The sequence below is a fragment of the Pseudonocardia halophobica genome, from assembly GCF_050948485.1.
GTDB classification, from domain to species: Bacteria; Actinomycetota; Actinomycetes; order Mycobacteriales; family Pseudonocardiaceae; genus Pseudonocardia; species Pseudonocardia halophobica.
Genome location: NZ_CP192046.1, coordinates 4,594,437 through 4,611,761, shown reverse-complemented (window position 1 = coordinate 4,611,761; position 17,325 = coordinate 4,594,437). Strand labels below are relative to the sequence as shown.

The 17,325-nt window shown below is 73.6% G+C and carries 19 protein-coding genes; 8 read left to right on the top strand and 11 right to left on the bottom strand.

Features of this window, described 5'->3' with window-relative positions; genetic code table 11:
* Positions 1 to 90: 90 nt before the first annotated feature.
* Positions 91 to 1,035 (bottom strand): MBL fold metallo-hydrolase, encoded by a 945-nt coding sequence (locus ACQP04_RS21915; protein ID WP_433502431.1) that lies wholly within the window; start codon positions 1,033 to 1,035, stop codon positions 91 to 93.
* On the opposite strand from ACQP04_RS21915, the gene ACQP04_RS21910 reads away from it, so the two are divergent.
* The gene (locus ACQP04_RS21910) at positions 1,024 to 2,286 is read left to right on the top strand and encodes a DUF222 domain-containing protein (RefSeq protein ID WP_433502430.1); all 1,263 of its coding nucleotides are present in this window, start codon (positions 1,024 to 1,026) and stop codon (positions 2,284 to 2,286) included. The two genes, ACQP04_RS21915 and ACQP04_RS21910, sit on opposite strands and share 12 nt — an antisense overlap.
* A gap of 18 nt (positions 2,287 to 2,304) precedes the next feature.
* Here ACQP04_RS21910 and ACQP04_RS21905 read toward each other — a convergent pair whose 3' ends face one another.
* From ACQP04_RS21905 to ACQP04_RS21865, 9 genes are all read right to left on the bottom strand, one after another.
* On the bottom strand, positions 2,305 to 2,691 hold the full coding sequence (locus ACQP04_RS21905) for a hypothetical protein (RefSeq protein WP_433502429.1): 387 nt from the start codon (positions 2,689 to 2,691) through the stop codon (positions 2,305 to 2,307).
* An 8-nt stretch (positions 2,692 to 2,699) separates the two neighbouring features.
* Positions 2,700 to 3,008: a hypothetical protein gene (locus tag ACQP04_RS21900; RefSeq protein ID WP_433502428.1), complete on the bottom strand. Its 309-nt coding sequence runs from the start codon at positions 3,006 to 3,008 to the stop codon at positions 2,700 to 2,702.
* A 4-nt stretch (positions 3,009 to 3,012) separates the two neighbouring features.
* Positions 3,013 to 3,321 (bottom strand): hypothetical protein, encoded by a 309-nt coding sequence (locus tag ACQP04_RS21895; RefSeq protein WP_433502427.1) that lies wholly within the window; start codon positions 3,319 to 3,321, stop codon positions 3,013 to 3,015.
* A 44-nt stretch (positions 3,322 to 3,365) separates the two neighbouring features.
* Positions 3,366 to 3,632, bottom strand: coding sequence for a hypothetical protein (locus ACQP04_RS21890; RefSeq protein ID WP_433502426.1), 267 nt, complete (start codon positions 3,630 to 3,632; stop codon positions 3,366 to 3,368).
* Between the two features lie 76 nt (positions 3,633 to 3,708).
* Positions 3,709 to 5,292: an AMP-binding protein gene (locus ACQP04_RS21885; protein ID WP_433502425.1), complete on the bottom strand. Its 1,584-nt coding sequence runs from the start codon at positions 5,290 to 5,292 to the stop codon at positions 3,709 to 3,711.
* A complete protein-coding gene (locus ACQP04_RS21880) occupies positions 5,289 to 6,434 on the bottom strand; it encodes a serine hydrolase domain-containing protein (RefSeq protein ID WP_433502424.1) in 1,146 nt (381 codons plus the stop codon). The genes ACQP04_RS21885 and ACQP04_RS21880 overlap by 4 nt, the downstream gene beginning before the upstream one ends.
* 40 nt (positions 6,435 to 6,474) lie before the next feature.
* Complete coding sequence (locus ACQP04_RS21875; protein WP_433502423.1) at positions 6,475 to 6,891, bottom strand: QsdR family transcriptional regulator; 417 nt, start codon at positions 6,889 to 6,891, stop codon at positions 6,475 to 6,477.
* Positions 6,892 to 7,160: 269 nt separating this feature from the next.
* A complete protein-coding gene (locus ACQP04_RS21870) occupies positions 7,161 to 8,126 on the bottom strand; it encodes a 3,4-dioxygenase subunit beta (RefSeq protein ID WP_433502422.1) in 966 nt (321 codons plus the stop codon).
* A gap of 88 nt (positions 8,127 to 8,214) precedes the next feature.
* Positions 8,215 to 8,679, bottom strand: a complete 465-nt coding sequence (locus tag ACQP04_RS21865) for a nuclear transport factor 2 family protein (protein WP_433502421.1) — start codon at positions 8,677 to 8,679, stop codon at positions 8,215 to 8,217.
* A 239-nt stretch (positions 8,680 to 8,918) separates the two neighbouring features.
* Between ACQP04_RS21865 and ACQP04_RS21860 the strand changes: the two genes are divergently transcribed.
* The gene (locus ACQP04_RS21860) at positions 8,919 to 9,464 is read left to right on the top strand and encodes a hypothetical protein (protein ID WP_433502420.1); all 546 of its coding nucleotides are present in this window, start codon (positions 8,919 to 8,921) and stop codon (positions 9,462 to 9,464) included.
* 3 nt (positions 9,465 to 9,467) lie between these two features.
* Entirely contained in the window at positions 9,468 to 9,839 is a 372-nt protein-coding gene (locus tag ACQP04_RS21855) for a hypothetical protein (RefSeq protein WP_433502419.1), read from the top strand.
* 101 nt (positions 9,840 to 9,940) lie between these two features.
* On the opposite strand, the gene ACQP04_RS21850 is transcribed toward ACQP04_RS21855, so the two are convergent.
* Entirely contained in the window at positions 9,941 to 11,251 is a 1,311-nt protein-coding gene (locus tag ACQP04_RS21850) for an MFS transporter (RefSeq protein WP_433502418.1), read from the bottom strand.
* Between the two features lie 125 nt (positions 11,252 to 11,376).
* Here ACQP04_RS21850 and ACQP04_RS21845 point away from each other — a divergent pair, with 125 nt between their 5' ends.
* The 5 genes from ACQP04_RS21845 (at position 11,377) to ACQP04_RS21825 (ending at position 17,283) form a co-directional block, all read left to right on the top strand.
* Entirely contained in the window at positions 11,377 to 11,856 is a 480-nt protein-coding gene (locus ACQP04_RS21845; RefSeq protein ID WP_433502417.1) for a MarR family winged helix-turn-helix transcriptional regulator, read from the top strand.
* Positions 11,857 to 11,958: 102 nt separating this feature from the next.
* Entirely contained in the window at positions 11,959 to 13,554 is a 1,596-nt protein-coding gene (locus ACQP04_RS21840; protein ID WP_433502416.1) for an acyl-CoA synthetase, read from the top strand.
* Entirely contained in the window at positions 13,551 to 14,375 is an 825-nt protein-coding gene (locus ACQP04_RS21835; protein ID WP_433502415.1) for a crotonase/enoyl-CoA hydratase family protein, read from the top strand. The genes ACQP04_RS21840 and ACQP04_RS21835 overlap by 4 nt, the downstream gene beginning before the upstream one ends.
* The gene (locus ACQP04_RS21830) at positions 14,372 to 16,351 is read left to right on the top strand and encodes an acetoacetate--CoA ligase (protein ID WP_433502414.1); all 1,980 of its coding nucleotides are present in this window, start codon (positions 14,372 to 14,374) and stop codon (positions 16,349 to 16,351) included. The genes ACQP04_RS21835 and ACQP04_RS21830 overlap by 4 nt, the downstream gene beginning before the upstream one ends.
* Positions 16,348 to 17,283: a 3-hydroxyacyl-CoA dehydrogenase NAD-binding domain-containing protein gene (locus ACQP04_RS21825; protein WP_433502413.1), complete on the top strand. Its 936-nt coding sequence runs from the start codon at positions 16,348 to 16,350 to the stop codon at positions 17,281 to 17,283. The genes ACQP04_RS21830 and ACQP04_RS21825 overlap by 4 nt, the downstream gene beginning before the upstream one ends.
* Positions 17,284 to 17,325 lie beyond the last annotated feature (42 nt).

The window sequence follows — 17,325 nt, the reverse complement described above, 5'->3', positions numbered from 1 at the left end:
TGCACAGGTCACGGCCGTGATCGCGGCCGGGCCCGCGATCTCACCGTAAGTCGACGATGACGTCATGTACAGACCGGGCGGCGGACCGTCTCAGGCGCGGCAGGTCAGGGGGCGTCCGCCGTTGTAGGCGACCATGTCATCCAGCGCCGCGATGACGTCGATGGGCGCGCCCCGCTCGGCCCCGGCCAGCTCGGCGTAGGCGCGGTGGAGGTTGCCGACGATGCGCTCGGCGTCGGGCCAGTCCGCAAAGCGGCCGAGATCGGTGTCCTGCGCGGCCCGCAACGGTGTGACGCCCGCGGCGCGGCCGCGCTCGGCCACGTCGAGGACGAACCGCAGGTAGTCCAGGGACGCGTCGATCGGCGCGCGGTCGTGGAAGACCGGCCCGTGGCCCGGGACCGTCGTCGCCGCGCCGAGCGGCGCGACGACCGTCTCCAGCACGTCGATCGCCCCCACGACCGAGCCCATGAGCAGGAACGGCGTGCCGCCGTTGAACACCAGGTCGCCGCAGAACAACGTGGAGCGTTCGGGGAACCAGACCAACGAGTCGTTCGTGGTGTGTGCGGGTTGCCCGACATGCAGCACCTCGGCCCGCAGGTCCCCGAGGTGCAGCGCGATGCGGTCGGTGAAGGTGAGGAAGGGCGGGTCGAGCGGCAGCGAGCCCCACTCCGGGTTCTCCCAGAACGGCAGGTCCCGGGGCGGGCCGAACGCGATCATCTCCGCGCGGGCGCGCTCGTGCGCGACGATCGTCGCGGCGGCGAACAGCGCGTTGCCCCAGGTGTGGTCGCCGTGGTGGTGGGTGTTGACCAGCGTCCGCACCGGCGCCGGGCTCACCGACGCGATCGCGGCCGCGAAGGCCCGGGTGCGCCGCTCGGTGGAGCACGAGTCCACCGCGACCACGCCCTGCGGGCCCACCGCGAACCCGGTGTTGTTGATCCACCACGTGCCGTCGGGCTGCACGTAGGCCCAGATCCCGTCCGACACCTCCTCCAGGGTCGGGGGAGCGGGGGTGGTGATGTCGTAGGTGTGGGCGCTCATGCGTGCCTCCCCCCTCGGCTCCGTCCCACCTTGGCAGGCGGGGGTGGGGTCGGGGAGCGGCAAACCTCAAGTTCAGCTCCGCGTCAGGGCACCTTTGCTGAGCACGGTTACGCCTCCCCGGCCCGGGCGCTGCAGGATCTGTTGCGGCTCGACCGCGGGGTGGCCGCGCAGCGGGTCGCGGTGGCCGAGGCGGTCTGCCCGCGGGTCGGGCTCGCCGGCGCGGCGCTGCCGGCACGGTTGCCGGCCACGGCCGACGTGTTCGCCGCCGGGGACACCTCGCTGGCCCAGGTCGCGGTGATCGTGCGGCTGTTGGCCTCCCCGGCGGCGGGCCGGTTGTCCCCGGAGCTCTGGGCCGGCGCGGAGACCCAGCTGGCCGAGGCCGCCGCCACCTACACCCCGCGGGAGCTGCAGCAGTGGGGCACCGCGCTGCTCGACGCGCTCGACGAGGACGGCCCCGAACCCGACGACGGCCCGCCGCCGCAAATCAACGAGCTGCGGCTGACCCGGTTCGCCACCAAGCCCGGTGGGCGGCTGGTCGGGCGCTACGACGACGCGGCGCTGTTCGAGGCGATCGCCACGGTGCTGGACGCCAAGGCCGCCCCGCTCACCGCCGACGACGAGCGCACCGCCGCCGAACGCCAGGCCGAAGCCTTGGCCGAGGTCTGCGGCTGGGTGCTCGAGCACGGCGAGCTGCCCGCGGTCGGCGGCCGCCGCCCGACCCTGACCGTGCAGATCCGGCTCGAGGACCTGGAAAACCGGGCCCGCGCGGCGATGTTGGAGTTCGCCGGGCAACTCTCGCCGACCGCACTGCGCCAGCTGGCCTGCGACTGCGGGGTGGTACCGATGGTGCTCGACGGCGCCGGGCAGCCCCTCGACGTCGGCCGGCTCACCCGCTCGATCCCCGACGGGCTGCGCCGGGCGGTGATCGCCCGCGACGGCGGCTGCGCCCATCCCGGCTGCGACCGCCCACCGTCCTGGTGCGAAATCCACCACCTGATCCCCTGGGAACACGGCGGCCCCACCGCCCTGGGCAACCCGGTCATGCTGTGCAAGGCCCACCACCGCCAGATCCACTCCACGGACTGGGTGGTCCGCCTGCGCGACGGCATCCCCGAATTCATCCCGCCCGCCTGGGTCGACCACGAGCAACGACCACGAGCCCGACCACGGACGTGGGATCTCGCAGGTGCCCGCAACGGTCGGACACCCGACGCCGAGATCAACGGCCTCGTCTCGGTCGGCGGACGGTGACCGGAGGGCCGAGCCCACTCATCCCGGTGGGGCCAGCCAGCGTGCTGCGGCGTCGAAGGTGTCGGCCGGCGTGCTGTTGAAGGCGATCGCGGCGTCGGGGGCGTGCCGACGGAGGAGGTTGATGATCCGTTCGAACAGGTCGAGCTGGTCGGGCGAGCGGACTCCTCCGCCGACGACCACCACCTCCCACCGCCGCCTGTCGAGGGCCTCGGTCACGACCGCCTCGACGTCGTCGCTGCCGTCGAGCCCGAACAGGCAGGTCTCGACCCCGACCCCGGCATCGGCGAACCGCGCCAGGCCGGCGGCGATTCCCTCGGCCACGGGGGTGGGGTCCCAGGGCCCGGGCACCCGGTAGGGATCGAGCCCGATCACCAGGACCCGTGGCAGGGGCGCGGCGGTGTCCACGGTGTCGATCAGCGGCGCGAGAGGCGGCGACGGTTGGCGGTGACCGTGCGGTGGACCGGGGTGAGGCTCTCGGACAGCACGAGGCTCGCGGCGCGGGGGACTGCCCAGGCCGAGGCGACGGCGGCGCGGGTGAAGGCGGTGCCCTTCTCCGCGACCATCCGCCGGTACTCCCGGCGGTCCCGCGCGTTCGGCGGCCAGCCGCCCGTGGCCATGCGGACCGTGCGGTGAACGACGACCTGGGGCGCCGACCATGTGATCTCGGCGAGCTGCCGCCAGGGGGCGAGCACCTCGTTCCACCCGTTCCTCCTGCGCGTCACCGGATCACGGTAGCCGGTCGGTCAGGGCCTCCAGCGCCTCGGTCCACCGCCGTTCGCGGGTGGCGGCGTCCTGCTCCCACCACGGCTCGCCGCGCTCGCCGAGGCCGTGTTTCGCCAGGTCGACGCGACGACGGGCGGCCAGGACCGCCTGGGGGTCGTCGGCGGCCCGGGCGGTGCGGACCGCCGCCCGCGCCTTCCCGAGGTGATGTTGCAGCTCGGCCCGGACCTCCTCGGGCAGCTCCGGATCGGTCGCGCGCCAGCGCCGGCCGTCGACCACGATCCAGCGCCCGTCGGCGGTGCGCTCCGGAGGCATGGGCCGAGCCTCCGGCACCCGGCCCGCCCCCGCACGTCGGGCGTCTACCCGTCCACGTCGTCGAGCAGGGCGTAGAAGGGGGCGACGGCGGCGTCGTCGAACGGCACGAACGGGCCGTAGATCGCCCCGGATGGCGGCGGCCACGCGAGGAGCGCGGCGAGCAGCGCCGGGGCGAAGTAGCTGGAGGAACAGCTCGCGTTCACGTACCCCAGCTGTGCGGCGACCTCGCGGTCGATCGCGGCCGTCCGACGACGACTCGACCGTGATCCCCAGCCGGGCCAGGACGGCGGCCCCACTACGGCGTAGCTCACGCGCGCGGTCCACGAGCGGCGGAGTGGACGCCTGGCTCGACGAGGTGCAGCAGGGGACCCGGGTGACCCGCGGGACTCAGCCCCCGACCGCCGCCGCCTTCTCGCGGGCCCGCAGGTCCTTGCGGAGGATCTTCCCCGAGGCGGACTTCGGGATCGCGTCGAGGAACTCGACCACGCGGACCTTCTTGTACGGGGCGAGCCGCTCCGCGACGAAGGTCATCACGTCGTCGGCCGTCAGCGTGACCCCCTCCTGGACCACGACGAACGCCTTCGGCACCTCCTCGCCCTCCGCGTCGGACACCCCGATCACGGCGGCGTCGGCGATGCCCGGATGGGTGAGGAGCACGGCCTCGAGCTCCGCCGGCGGGACCTGGTAGCCCTTGTACTTGATCAGCTCCTTGACCCGGTCGACGATGCGGAAGAAGCCGTGCTCGTCGACCGTGGCGACGTCGCCGGTGTGCAGGAAGCCGTCCGCGTCGAGCGTGGCGGCGGTGGCCGAGGGGTTGTTCAGGTAGCCGGACATGACGTTCGGCCCGCGCACCCACAGCTCCCCGCGCTCACCGGGTCCGACCTCCCGACCGGTCTCCGGGTCGACGAGCTTGCTCTCGACGTTCGGGATCGCGTACCCCACGCCGTTCAGGTCGTCGTCGGGGTGCCGCTCGTCCATCGAGTGGCTGACGGGGGAGAGCTCGGTCATGCCGTAGCCTTGCAGCACCACGCAGCCGAGCCGGCGGGCGACCGCGTGCCCGAGCTCGGCGTCGAGCGGGGCGGCGCCGGAGAAGATGACGTCGACGCAGGACAGGTCGTGCTCGTCGACCAGCGGGTGCTTGGCCAGGGCGACGGCGACGGGCGGGGCGATGTACAGCCGGTTCAGCCGGTACTCCGCGACCACCCGCAGGAACTCCGCCATGTCGAAACGCGGCATGGTGACGACCGTGGCCCGCCGGTGCAGGCCGTGGTTCATCATCACCGTCATCCCGTAGATGTGGAAGAACGGCAGGACGGCGAGGATCCGGGTCGTCTCGTCCGTGGTCCCCAGCGGCGTGAACTGCAGCAGGTTCGCCACGAGGTTGCGGTGGGTGAGCACCACGCCCTTCGCCAGGCCCGTCGTGCCGGACGAGTAGGGGAGCACCGCGGTGTCCCCGGGCCCGACCTCGAGCTCCGGCGGGGCGGCACTACTCCCCAGGAGGTCGACCAGCGAGGTGCGGCCGTCGACCGGGTCGAGGGTGACGACGGCGTCGTCGGGCAGGCCGGCCCGCGCGGCCGCCGCCGTGGCCCGGTCCAGGAACGGGGAGACCGTGACCAGCATCGTCGCGCCGGAGTCGATGAGCTGGTGGGCGAGCTCGGCGGGGGAGTAGAGGGAGTTCGCGCTGGTCACGACGCCGTTGGCGCGCAACACACCCTGGAACACCGCGACCCAGGCGGGCGAGTTCGGGGCGAACAACGCCACGACGTCGCCCCTGCGGAGCCCGCGCTCGTGCAGGGCGGCGGCGATCCGGGTGACCATGCCCGTGAGCTCGTCGAAGGTGACCGACGAGCCCGTCGCGCCGTCGATGAAGGCGGGGGCGTCGCCTCGGTCGCCGAAACCGGCGCCGAAGAGGAACTCGGGCAGCGGGACCTCGGGGATCTCGACGTCCGGGTACGGGCTGCGGAGGATCACGCCGCCCCCAGCACACGGTAGATCTCCCGCACGTACCCGGCGCTGCGGTCGGAGCCGATGATGCCCGGCGCCATGCGGTTCATCATGTAGGAGATCGTCAGCCGCCGTCCGAGATCCATGATGATCATCGAGCCGCCCCAGCCGCCCCAGAAACAGATCCGCTCGTCGGGGATGTACGGCAGCGTCTCCCGTTGCGGCAGACCGTAACCGATGCCCCACCGCAGCGGCACGCCGAGGACGAGGTCGACCCCGTGGGCCTGCTCGTCGAAGATCAGGTCGATGGTCGCCGGGGAGAGCAGGCGGACACCGTCGACCTCGCCGCCGCGGGCGATCGCGGACAGCATCCGGGCGACCGAGCGAGCGTTGCCGTGGCCGTTCGCGCCGCCGATCTCGGCGCGGCGCCAGGCCTCGGTGTTCGCGTCCTCGGCGTCCACGAGCGGGCCGGTGAGCGTCCGCACCGCCGGGCCGGCCGGGTCCGCGCCCGAGAGGTCGACGGTCACGGGCGGCGGGGGGACGACGTCGGCGATCCGGCCCCACGCCTTCTCCGGCGCGCCGATGGTGAAGTCGGCGTCGAGCGGGCCGGCGATCTCCTGCGCGACGAACTCGGTGAGGGTCCGGCCGTCGACGCGCCGGATCAGCTCGCCGAGCAGGTGCCCGTAGTTGAGCGCGTGGTAGCCCGATGCCGTGCCCGGTTCCCACCACGGCGCCTGGGCCGCCATCCGCGCGGCGGCCCGCTCGGCGTCGTCCATGTCCTCGACCGTGGCCGGCCGGTCCAGCCCGGAGACGCCGGAAGTGTGCGAGAGCAGGTGCCGGACCTGCACGTCCTCCTTGCCGGCCGCCGCGAAGTCCGGCCAGTACCGCGCCACCGGGACGTGGACGTCGAGCTGCCCGCGGTCGACCAGCATCAGCGCGGCCAGCGCGGTCACGGTCTTGGTGGTCGACCACACGTTGACGATCGTGTGCTCGTCCCACGCCGTGGTGCGGGCCTGGTCGCGGTACCCGCCCCAGAGGTCGACGACGCGGTCGCCGTCGAGGTCCACGACCAGCGACGCGCCCAGCTCCTCGCCGCTGTCGAGGTGGGCCTGCAGCTGTCCGCGCAGCGGGTCGAAACGGTCCTCGCAGGTGCCCTGGAGCTCGGCCATGATCGGTGCTCTCCTCGTCGAGTGCGGGTCGTGCGGGGGGTCAGGGGATGGGAACGCGGGCCGCCCCGTGCAGCAGGGCGGTGACCGCGAGCTCGACCTTGGCGGCGTCGGGCGGGTCCCCGGTGAGCAGGTCGGCGTAGATGAACGACTCGGCGATCCGCACCACCAGGTAGGCGAGGTCGCCGAGCGGCATCGAGGTGCGCAGGTGCCCGCGGCCGCATTCCTCGGCGAGCAGGCGCTCGACCTCGCCGACGACGTGCTGCTGCAGCGGGCTGGCCTTCGTCGTGATCAACCGCAGCGCGCGCTCTGTGTCGCGCTGCAGGAACGAGCGGTAGTACGGCGCGTCGATCAGGGCCTGGGAGAAGTCGCGCAGGATCCGCCCGATCCGCTCGGGCCCGGAACCGGGCGCGGCGGCCGCCGCGTCGCGCAGGGTGGGGTCGGCGAGCGAGGTCAGCACCGCGACGAGCAGCTGGTCGCGGTTGCCGACCCAGCGGAACAGCGTCGTGCGGTCGACGCCGAGCCGGCCTGCGATCCGCTACAGGTCGATGCGTTCACCTGCCATGAAGGCCCGGCGAGCGAGCCGGACCGCCTCCCGGGCGTCCGACCGCACCGCGGTCCGGCTGTGATCGGCGACGCCCACTCGTGCAGCATATGGGCAGGATGTTGCAGCGAACAAGCAGAACGTTGCAACCGGACCGATGGGCCGGGCTCCGGAGCCGGCCGGGATCAGTTGCCGGGCGGCGGCCCGCCCGGGCGGCCATCGGCGGGCGGGGCCCCGCCGCGGGGTCCCCCGGCGTTCGGCGTGGTGGTCGTGTCCACGTTCACGGCGAGGGAGACGGTGTAGCCGGCCGTCACGTCGCCGGTGACGGTCGCGAGCTGGGTGGCGCCGCCGTCGTCGCCGAAGACGGTGTCACTGTCCAGGCCGACCCGCGAGAAGGTGGTGACGGACCGCTCGTAGCCGGGCTGCGCGTAGACCTGCTCGCACATCGTCCGGGGCAGCGCGACCTGCGAGGTGGCGATCGCGTTGCCGGCGGCGGTGATGCCGGCCTGGTCGGGGTAGACCTCGAAGTGGACGTGCGGCCAGCGCCCGGAGTAGCAGGCCGGGACGATGCTCGTGAACCGCACCGTGCCCGCGGCGTCGGCGATCTGGACGCCGCGCAGGTAGTTCTCGTCCTCCAGCCCCTCGGAGTAGAGGGAGTATCCGCCGCTGCGGTCGCAGTGCCACACGTACACCGCGACGCCCGCGAACGGCACGCCTCCGCCGGCGAGGTCGGTGAGGGACAGCTCGAGGGTCATCGGGACGCCCCCGGCGACGCCACTGCCCGCGCCGAAGCTGGAACGGATGTCGCTGCGCACGATGCCGCTCTCGCTCAGCACGTTCGGTCCGTTGGAGCCGTCGCCGGGGTAGGGGCCGGCGGTCTCGTCGGGGATCTCGGTGGAGCCGGTGGCGCCGGCGCTCGTGGTGGCGCCGCCACCGCTCGTGGTGGCGCCGCCACCGGTCGTCGTGGGGCCGGCGCCGCAGGCCGCCGCACCGAGCGCCACCGCGCCGAGGCCGACGGCGCGCAGCATCCGCCGCCGGCCCATCAGGGTGCCCAGGTCGAAACCGAGGCCCTGGTCCTGGACCTCCTCGTCGGGCCGGGGCAGCGGCCTGCCCTCGTACCGGGGCGTCTCGCGGGCGGACGGGCGGGTCACGGGTCCTCCTGGTCGGTCGGGATGCGCCACGGTACGAAGCCGACGTAGGTGACGACCCGGAGGAACCTGTCCGCCCGCTGTGACGCGATCAGGGCATGCTCGGCCGGGTGGACGGCGCGACGATGGTCGCACCGAGCTGCAGCAGCCGCTGGAGGTCCTGCGCGGTCCGCCAGATCTGCTCGACGCGCCCCTCGGCGATGCGGAACACGAAGATCGCGGAGAAGACCTGCTCGATCCCCGCCGCGGGCACACCCAGGAAGGTGTCCTGCTCGCAGAGGTTGGTCGCGCGGACGACCACCCGGTCGCCCTCGGCGATCACGTCCTCGACGACCCAGCGCTGCCGGATCCGCCCGAACGACGCGACCAGCGCGCGGATCCCGTCGGGTCCCGGCGGCAGGCCGGGTGGGCCGCCGGCCATCGACCACGTGGGCGACGCGGTGCGGCAGAGTTCCTCGACGTCGCCCGCGGAGATCAGGTCGAGCCAGCGCACGGCCAGCTCCTTCGGGGCCGGCGGCACGGTCGGAGTGGGCGGGGTGGGTGCGGTGGTGGTCATGTCGGGTCCTCTCGCCTCGGGTGACGGGGAGAGCGTGGCCCGGCGGGCCCGTGCGCACATCGGTGGGCGCTGCCCATACCGGCGGCGCACCGCTGCCCACACCGGGCCGACCGACCACCGATCGTCGCGACCGATGGGCCCGAACGGGCGCCCGATCGGCGGTGATGATGTGATCTGCTGGTTCCGCGGACCGCGATGGACCGCGACACTGCACACGAACACGACGAGAGGGGTGTCAGGTGGCCGACGGCGACGCCGATCTGCCGAAGTCGATCCAGGGTGAGCAGCTGGAGGAGACGGGGATCGTCCGGGCCTCGGACGAGGACGTCGACCTCTACGTCGACCGCGTCTCCGACGAGGTCCTGGCGTGCCGGGAACGCGGCCGCCACCTGTTCCCCACGATCCGGCAGGCGGGGATCCACTTCACCGAGGTGGACGACGAGGGATTGTTCGTCCGCCGTCTGACGTGCACGTGCTGCCTGCTCGCCGTCAAGGTGGAGAGGTGGGAGGGCGTGCGGCAGCGGGGTCGGACCCGGTTCCACCGGGTCGCGTCCAACCTCGAGTACCGGACCGGTCCGGACGGGCAGACCTACCTCGCGGAGACCGGTCGCGGCCGCATGACGCCGCGCCAGATCGGCGACTCGGTGGCCTCGAAGGCGCTGGCGGGCCAGACCCTGTCCGCCCTGCGCAAGGCGGCCAAGGAGGCCGCGAAGGAGGCCGCCAAGGAGGCCGGCGGCGCGGCCGGGCGGAAGCGCGCCGCGCGGACCACGGCCGAGGCGGGCTGATCGATGGGCATCAGGGAGATCCGGTACTGCGACCTCACGGGCTCCGAACAGGACGTCGAGTCGCACGAGCTGAACATCGACCAGATGCGGGTGCAGATCGACCTGGCGGCTCCGGAGTACCGCAAGCTGCTGGGGCTGCTGCAGCCCTACATCGACGCCGGCCGGGTGGACGCGTCGATCCCGGACCTGCGGTCGGCCGCGAAGCGCGGCGGGAGCGGCCAGGTCAGCACGAGCACCGGGCTCACCGCCGAGGAGCGCGAGCAGCTGCGCCAGTGGGCCGAGGACAAGGGGATCGAGGTCCCGTCCAACAACCGGTTCAAGCGGTCGCTGGTCGAGCAGTGGCGCGAGGAGCGGGCGGCGGACCAGCCGGCCTGATCGCCCCGGTCGTCCGGCTGCTCACGGTCGTGCGGCCGCGCCGAGCCGCACCGGGCGGTGTCCCGCGGCCGTGGCCGCCGGACACCGCCCGATGACGAGCGTCAGGCCCGGGCCGGGGTGGCGTCCGTCGACTCGCCCAGGTCGATGGTGGCGGTCTCGCGGAGCGCGAGGATGCAGGCGATCGTGACCACGCACCCGGCCGCGATGATGATCGAGACGGTGGTGGTGCCGCCGCCCCCGGCGAGGACCGAGGCGAACACGACGGGTGCGACGCCCGCGCCGATCCCCGCGATCTGGTAGCCGAGCGAGGCGCCGGTGTAGCGGGCCCGGGTGGAGAACAGCTCGGTGTACAGCGCGGCGAGCGGGCCGTACATGCACGCGTGCACCACGCCCTGCCCGACGACGACGGCGACCGCGAGCAGGAACGTCGAGCCGCTGTCGATCAGCGGGAACAGCAGGAACGCCCAGACCGCCATGGCGACCGCGCCGGCGAGGACCAGCGGGCGGCGGCCGAAGCGGTCCGACAGCGCGGAGAACCCGATGATGCCGGCGATCGCGGCGACCGAGGAGACGGTGAGCGCGTTGAGCACGGTCTGCCGGGGGAAGCCGGCCTGCACGGCGTAGGAGATGACGAAGGTCGTCAGCGTGCCCTGCGCGACGAAGGCGCCGAAGCCGACACCGATCGACAGGAGCAGGTTGCGCGGGTGGTTGCGCAGCACGTCGAGCAGCGGCGGCGCGGCGGGCTTCGTGCGGGCGGCCTCGGCGAACACCGGCGTCTCGGCCACGCGCGCCCGGACGAACAGGCCGACGGCGAGCAGCACGACGCTGAGCAGGAACGGGATCCGCCAGCCCCAGGCGAGGAAGGCCTGCTCGCCGGTCGCGCCGGCCGACAGCGCCAGGACCAGGGTGGACAGCACCATGCCGCTGGGCGCGCCGGCGTTGGTGAAGCTCGCCCACAGCCCGCGCCGCGAGGTGGCGTGCTCGGCGGACATCAGCACCGCGCCGCCCCACTCGCCGCCGACCGCGACGCCCTGGCCCACGCGCAGCAGCACGAGCAGGACCGGTGCCCAGCCGCCGATCTGCGCCGAGGTGGGCAGCAGGCCGATGAGGGTGCTGCCCACGCCCATCAGCGTCATGCTCAGCACGAGCATCCGCTTGCGGCCCAGGCGGTCGCCGAAGTGTCCGAACAGGATCCCGCCGAGCGGCCGGGCGAAGTACCCGGTGGCCAGCGTGCCGAAGCTGGCGACCGTCCCGACCAGCGGGTCGAGGTTCGCGAAGAAGACCTTGTTGAACACGACGGCCGAGGCCGTGGCGTAGAGCAGGAAGTCGTAGTACTCGATCACGCTGCCGAGGTAGCTCGACAGCACGGCCCGGCGCAGCTGGCTGCGCGGGTGCGGCTGCGGGTGCGTCATTGCGGTGCCCTGTCTGCTGGATGACCGGCCCGGGAACCGGGCACGTCGACGGGCGCCGATGGTAAGGAGCTTGATACCCGAGGTCAATGGCTGACCGGTCTCAGGTTCCGGAATACTCTCGCCGCATGACCCAGTCAGCGGCCCGTCCGGCCGGCCGGCGCGGCCAGCGCCTGACCTACCTGGTGAAACGGCTCGAGATGGCCGAGCGGGCGCGGATGGAGGAGGTGCTGCGGCCGCTCGGGGTCACGTTGCACCAGTACACGGCGCTGAGCATCCTCGAGGCACGCCAGGGGCTCTCGTCCGCCCAGCTGGCGCGCCGGCACGTCGTCACACCGCAGGCGATGCACCAGCTGATCGCGACCATGGAGCGCGACCGGCTCATCGAGCGGCGCCCGGACGAGGCGAACCGGCGGATCCTGCGGGCGTGGCTGACCGGGCACGGCGTGCAGGTGCTGAAGGAGTGCCACCGGGCGGTCGACGACGTCGAGGAGCGGATGCTCTCCACGCTCACCCCCGAGGAGGCCCTGGCCTTCGGCAGCGCGCTGGAGCGGTGCCTGGAGTCGCTGACCGTGTCGCCGGGAGGTGACATCGCCCCGACCGCTTGACTAGTTATCAAGCTCCTTGCTATCAATTCGGTGTCAAGGAGCTTGAGCACAAGTGGGCTCCATGGTCCCGATCGACCCGGCCGCACCAACGGTGGTGGACGCATGAACCCGACTCTCGTCGCCGGCCCCAACGCGGGCCTGGGGACCTGGCCCGCGCGGCGGGCCCGGATCACCCCGGACCGCGTGGCGCTGAGCGACCCGCACCGCTCGCTCACCTACGCCGGGCTCGCGGACCGCGTGGCCCGGTACGCCGGGACGCTGCGCCGGCTCGGCGTGGGCCCGGGTGACCGGGTCGCCTACGCCGGGGTGAACGCCGTCGAGGTGTTCGAGACCTTCTTCGCGACGTGGCTGCTCGGTGCGATCGCGGTCCCGCTCAACCACCGCCTGTCCGGGCCCGAGATCCGGTTCATGCTGGAGGACTCCGGGGCGTCCGTCCTCGTGCACAGCGCGGACACGGACGCGCTGGTCGCTACCGCGCTCGGCGCACGCCCGGCCGCGCTGCGGCACGTGGTCGCGGTGCACGGCGGAACCGACCGCCTCGACTACGAGGCCGAGATCGCCGCGGGCCCGGTGCTCGCGGCCGAGCCCGCCGTCTCCCTCGACGACCCGGCGTTGATCCTCTACACGTCCGGCACGACGGGTCGGCCGAAGGGTGCCGTGCTGACCCACGGCAACCTGACCTGGAACACCGTCAACTTCCTCGCGCACGTCGACGTGCTGAGCACCGACCGCGCGCTGTGCATCGCCCCGCTGTTCCACTGCGTCGGGCTCGGCCAGGTCACGCTGCCCACGTTGTTCAAGGGCGGCAGCGTCGAGGTGCTGCCCAAGGCCGATCCCGGGCTGGTCCTGGAGCGGATCTCGGCGGGGCGGATCACCGGTTTCTCTGCGGTGCCGACGATGCTGCAGATGATGTGCGAGCACCCGGGCTGGGCGGCCGCCGACCTGGGCTCGCTCACCCTGGTGCAGTACGGCGGGTCGCCGGTGCAGGAGCGCGTGGCGCGGGCCTGGCTGGACCGTGGGGTGCGGTTGATCCAGGGCTACGGCATGACCGAGGCGGCGCCGGGGGTCTACATGAGCACCCACGACGGCACCGCCGCGCACCCGACGGCGGTCGGCGTGCCGCACTTCTTCACCGACGTCGCCCAGCTGCGCGACGGGCGACCCGAGCTGCCCGGCGGCGAGCCGGCGGAGCTGGTGGTGCGCGGGCCGCACGTGTTCGCGGGGTACTGGAACCTGCCCGCGGAGACCGGCGACAGTCTGGTCGACGGGCAGTGGTTCCGGACCGGCGACGTGCTGCGGGTCGAGGCGGACGGGTGGGCGCACGTCGTCGACCGCGTCAAGGACATGTACATCTCCGGCGGGGAGAACGTGTACCCCGCTGAGGTGGAGGCCGTCGCGGTGCAGCTCGACGCGGTCGCCGAGTGCGCCGTCGTCGGGGTCGCCGACCCGCGCTGGGGTGAGGTCGGCGTCGCCTACGTGCAGGTCCGCGAGGGGGCGGCCCTGACCGAGGCGGCGCTGCGCGCCCATCTCGAGTCCGGGCTGGCCCGGTACAAGGTTCCGAGGTACGTCGAGTTCGTGGCGGAGCTGCCGCGCAACGCCACCGGCAAGCTCCGCCGGGTGGACCTGCGCCGGCGCGCGGCCGACGAGCATCCGATCGAACGGGTCGCGGCGGGGTCGCGGCCGGAGGGAGCGTCATGACCAGCGCCGCACCGCGGCCGGAGCAGCCGGCCGCCGAGGGGGTCGAGGCCCTGCTGCCGAAGTCGTTGCAGGTCGAGCGGCACGGGGACGTCGCCGTGCTCCGGCTGACCCGGCCCGCCAAGCGCAACGCGCTCGACGACCCGACCGTGCTGGGGATCGAGACCTTCTTCAGCGCGCCGCCGGCCGGCGTGAAGGCAGTGGTGCTCGACGCCGAGGGCGACCACTTCTGCGCGGGCCTCGACCTGTCCGAGCTGACCGAGCGGGACGCGTTCGAGGGTCTCGAGCACTCGATGATGTGGCACCGCGCGTTCGAGCGGATGGAGCGCGGCCGGCTCCCGGTCGTCGCCGTCCTCAAGGGCGCGGTCATCGGCGGCGGGCTCGAGCTGGCGTCGGCCACGCACCTGCGGATCGCCGAGCCGAGCGCGTTCTACGCCCTGCCGGAGGGACAGCACGGCCTGTTCGTCGGCGGCGGCGGGTCCGTTCGGGTGCCGCGGCTCATCGGGGCGCACCGGATGGCCGACATGATGCTGACCGGCCGGGTCCTCGCGGCCGAGGAGGGGCAGGCGCTCGGGCTGTCGCACTACCTCGTGGGGCCGGGGGAGGGCCTGGCCAAGGCGGTCGAGCTGGCCCGGAAGATCGCCGCGAACTCACCGGTCACCAACTTCGCGGTGCTGCAGGCGCTGCCGCGCATCGCCGAGGCCAACCCGGCCGAGGGGTACCTGATGGAGTCGATGGTCGCCGCGCTGGCGGGCAGCAGCGAGCAGGCGCAGGAGCGGATGCGGGCGTTCCTCGCGGGCCGGGGCGGGCGGGTCCGCCGGTGACCGCGATCGGGTCGACCACGCCCGAGCTGCTGCGCCCGGTCGCCGACGACGTCCGGGGGACCACCGAGATCGGCCGGTTCCTCGGCTGGCTGGAGCGGGAGCGCGGGCTGGCGTTCGAGGGCTACCCGGCGCTGCACCGCTGGTCGGTCGACGACCCGGAGGGCTTCTGGTCCGCCGTCGCCGGGTTCTTCGGCGTCCGGTTCACCGCGCCGCCGGAGCGGGTGCTCGGCCGGCGGGAGATGCCCGGGGCGGAGTGGTTCCCTGGTGCGACCCTGAACTACACCGAGCACGCCGTCGGCCTGCTCGACACGGGCGCCGACGACGCCGAGGTCGCCGTCCTGGCCTACTCGCAGACCCGGGACCGCCAGGAGTTGACGTGGGGCGCGCTGCGCGCGCGGGTCGCCCGGGCCCGCGCCGGGCTGGAACGGCTCGGTGTCGGCCGCGGTGACCGGGTGGTCGCCTACCTGCCCAACATCCCGGAGACCCTGGTGGCGTTCCTGGCCACCGCGAGCCTCGGCGCGGTGTGGGCGAGCTGCGCCCCCGAGTTCGGCACCCGCAGCGTGATCGACCGGTTCGGGCAGATCGAGCCCACCGTGCTGCTCACCGTCTCGGGGTACGGCTACGGGGACAAGGCGATCGACCGCCGCGCGCAGGTGGCGGAGATCCGGGCCGGGCTGCCGACCGTCGAGCACGTCGTGCACGTCCCGTACGGCCCCGACGACCTGCCGGACACCCTCGCCTGGGCGGACCTGCTGGCCGAGCCCGGCGACCTCGCGTTCGACCCGGTGCCCTTCGCGCACCCGCTCTCCGTGCTGTTCTCCTCGGGGACCACCGGCAAGCCCAAGGCGATCGTGCACTCGCACGGCGGGATCCTGCTGGAGCACCTGAAGAACCACGGGCTGAGCTGGGACCTCCGCGCGGGCGACCGGATCCTCTGGTTCTCCACCACCGCGTGGATGATGTGGAACGCGCTGGTCTCCTCGCTGCTGGTGCGCGCGTCGATCGTGATGATCGACGGCAACCCGCTGTTCCCGGACATCCGCTGGCAGTGGCGGCTCGCGGCCGAGACCGGGGCCACGCTGATGGGCGCGAGCCCCGGCTATCTGATGGCCTGCCGCGCCGAGGGCGTGCGGCCCGCGCGCGAGTTCGACCTGTCGCGGGTGCGGCAGATCGGGGCGGCCGGCAGCCCGCTGCCGCCCGAGGGCTACCGCTGGGTGGCGGACGAGTTCGGGCCGGACGTGCTGCTCAACGTCGGCAGCGGCGGCACGGACGTCTGCTCCGGGATCGTGCAGGGCAGCCCCCTGCAGCCGGTCCGGGTCGGCGAGATCTCCGGGCCCTGCCTCGGCGTCGACGCGCAGGCCTTCGACGAGAAGGGCGAGCCGGTCGTCGGCGAGCTGGGCGAGCTGGTGATCACGACCCCGATGCCGTCGATGCCGGTCGGTTTCTGGGGCGACGCCGACGGCAGCCGCTACCGCGGCACCTACTTCGACCGGTACCCGGGCGTGTGGCGGCACGGGGACTGGGTGCGCTTCTCGCCGTGGGGCGGCGCGGTGATCGCCGGGCGCTCCGACGCGACGCTGAACCGCGGCGGCGTCCGGCTGGGCACCGCGGAGTTCTACCGGGTGGTCGAGGAGCTGCCCGAGGTCGTCGACAGCCTGGTCCTGCACCTCGAGGACCCGGCCGGGGGCAACGGGGAGCTGCAGCTCTACGTCCAGCTGCGGGAGGGAGTCGTGCTCGACGACGGGCTGCGCCGGCGGATCTCCACCGCGCTGCGGACCGAGCTGTCGCCGCGGCACATCCCGGACCGGATCGAGGAGGTGCCCGTGGTGCCGAAGAACCGGACGGGCAAGAAGCTGGAGCTACCGGCCAAGAAGATCCTGCTCGGCGCGGCGCTCGACGACGTGGCGAGCCGGGACGTGCTCGCCGACCCGACCGCGTTGGACCCGTTCGTCGCGTTCGCCCGGAGCCGGGCGTGAGCGCGGCCGGGGTGGACCGGGTCGCCGTCGTCGGCACCGGGGTGATCGGGATCAGCTGGGCGGCGCACTTCCTGGCCCGCGGGCTCGACGTCGTCGCGACCGACCCGTCGCCCGGCGCCGAGGAGCGGTTGCGGAAGGAGGTGGCCGCGCTCTGGCCGACCCTCACCCCGGTCGACGGGGCGACGCCGGAGCGGCTGGCGTTCACCGCCGACCCGGCCGAGGCCGTCGCCGACGCGGACTTCGTGCAGGAGAACGGCCCGGAGCGCGAGGACGTCAAGCACGAGCTGTTCGCGGTGCTCGACGGGGCCGCGCGACCCGACGTCGTGCTGGCGTCGAGCTCGTCGGGGCTGCTGCCGTCGGCCATCGCCCGCGGCTGTCCGGCGCACCCGGAGCGGGTGGTGATCGGGCACCCCTTCAACCCGCCGCACGTGATCCCGCTGGTCGAGGTGGTGCCGGGGGAGCGGACCGCCGAGGAGGCGGTGACGCGGGCGCTCGCCTTCTACACCGCCGTCGGCAAGAAGCCGATCCGGCTGCGCCAGGAGCTGCCCGGCCACGTGGCGAACCGGCTGCAGGCCGCGCTGTGGCAGGAGGCGTACTCGCTGGTCGAACGGGGTGTCGCCTCCGTCGCGGACATCGACACCGCGATCTCCCAGGGGCCGGGGCTGCGGTGGGCGGTGCTCGGGCCGTTCGCGAACCAGCACCTGTCCGGCGGCCCGGGCGGGATCGCGCACGTCCTCGAGCACCTCGGCCCGCCGACCGAGAAGTGGTGGCGGGACCTGGGGCAGGTGACGCTGACCCCGGAGCTGGTCGCGACGCTCGTCGCCGGGGTCGACGCCGAGCTCGCCGGGATCGACCCGGCCCAGCTGGCCGCCCGCCGGGACGCCGTCCTGCACAGCCTGCTCGACGCGAAGGGCCGGACCGAGCTGCCGTGATCGGGCCCTCCGGCCCGTGTCGGGCGGCCGGGTGGGCCGGGA

Bases quoted from the DNA above. Each gene is read 5' to 3' on its own strand.
- ACQP04_RS21840 (WP_433502416.1), top strand. From the start codon at position 11,959: ATGAACCCGACTCTCGTCGCCGGCCCCAACGCGGGCCTGGGGACCTGG.
- ACQP04_RS21895 (WP_433502427.1), bottom strand. From the start codon at position 3,321: ATGCCTCCGGAGCGCACCGCCGACGGGCGCTGGATCGTGGTCGACGGC.
- ACQP04_RS21850 (WP_433502418.1), bottom strand. From the start codon at position 11,251: ATGACGCACCCGCAGCCGCACCCGCGCAGCCAGCTGCGCCGGGCCGTG.
- ACQP04_RS21855 (WP_433502419.1), top strand. From the start codon at position 9,468: ATGGGCATCAGGGAGATCCGGTACTGCGACCTCACGGGCTCCGAACAG.
- ACQP04_RS21835 (WP_433502415.1), top strand. From the start codon at position 13,551: ATGACCAGCGCCGCACCGCGGCCGGAGCAGCCGGCCGCCGAGGGGGTC.
- ACQP04_RS21880 (WP_433502424.1), bottom strand. From the start codon at position 6,434: ATGGCCGAGCTCCAGGGCACCTGCGAGGACCGTTTCGACCCGCTGCGC.
- ACQP04_RS21845 (WP_433502417.1), top strand. From the start codon at position 11,377: ATGACCCAGTCAGCGGCCCGTCCGGCCGGCCGGCGCGGCCAGCGCCTG.
- ACQP04_RS21915 (WP_433502431.1), bottom strand. From the start codon at position 1,035: ATGAGCGCCCACACCTACGACATCACCACCCCCGCTCCCCCGACCCTG.
- ACQP04_RS21865 (WP_433502421.1), bottom strand. From the start codon at position 8,679: ATGACCACCACCGCACCCACCCCGCCCACTCCGACCGTGCCGCCGGCC.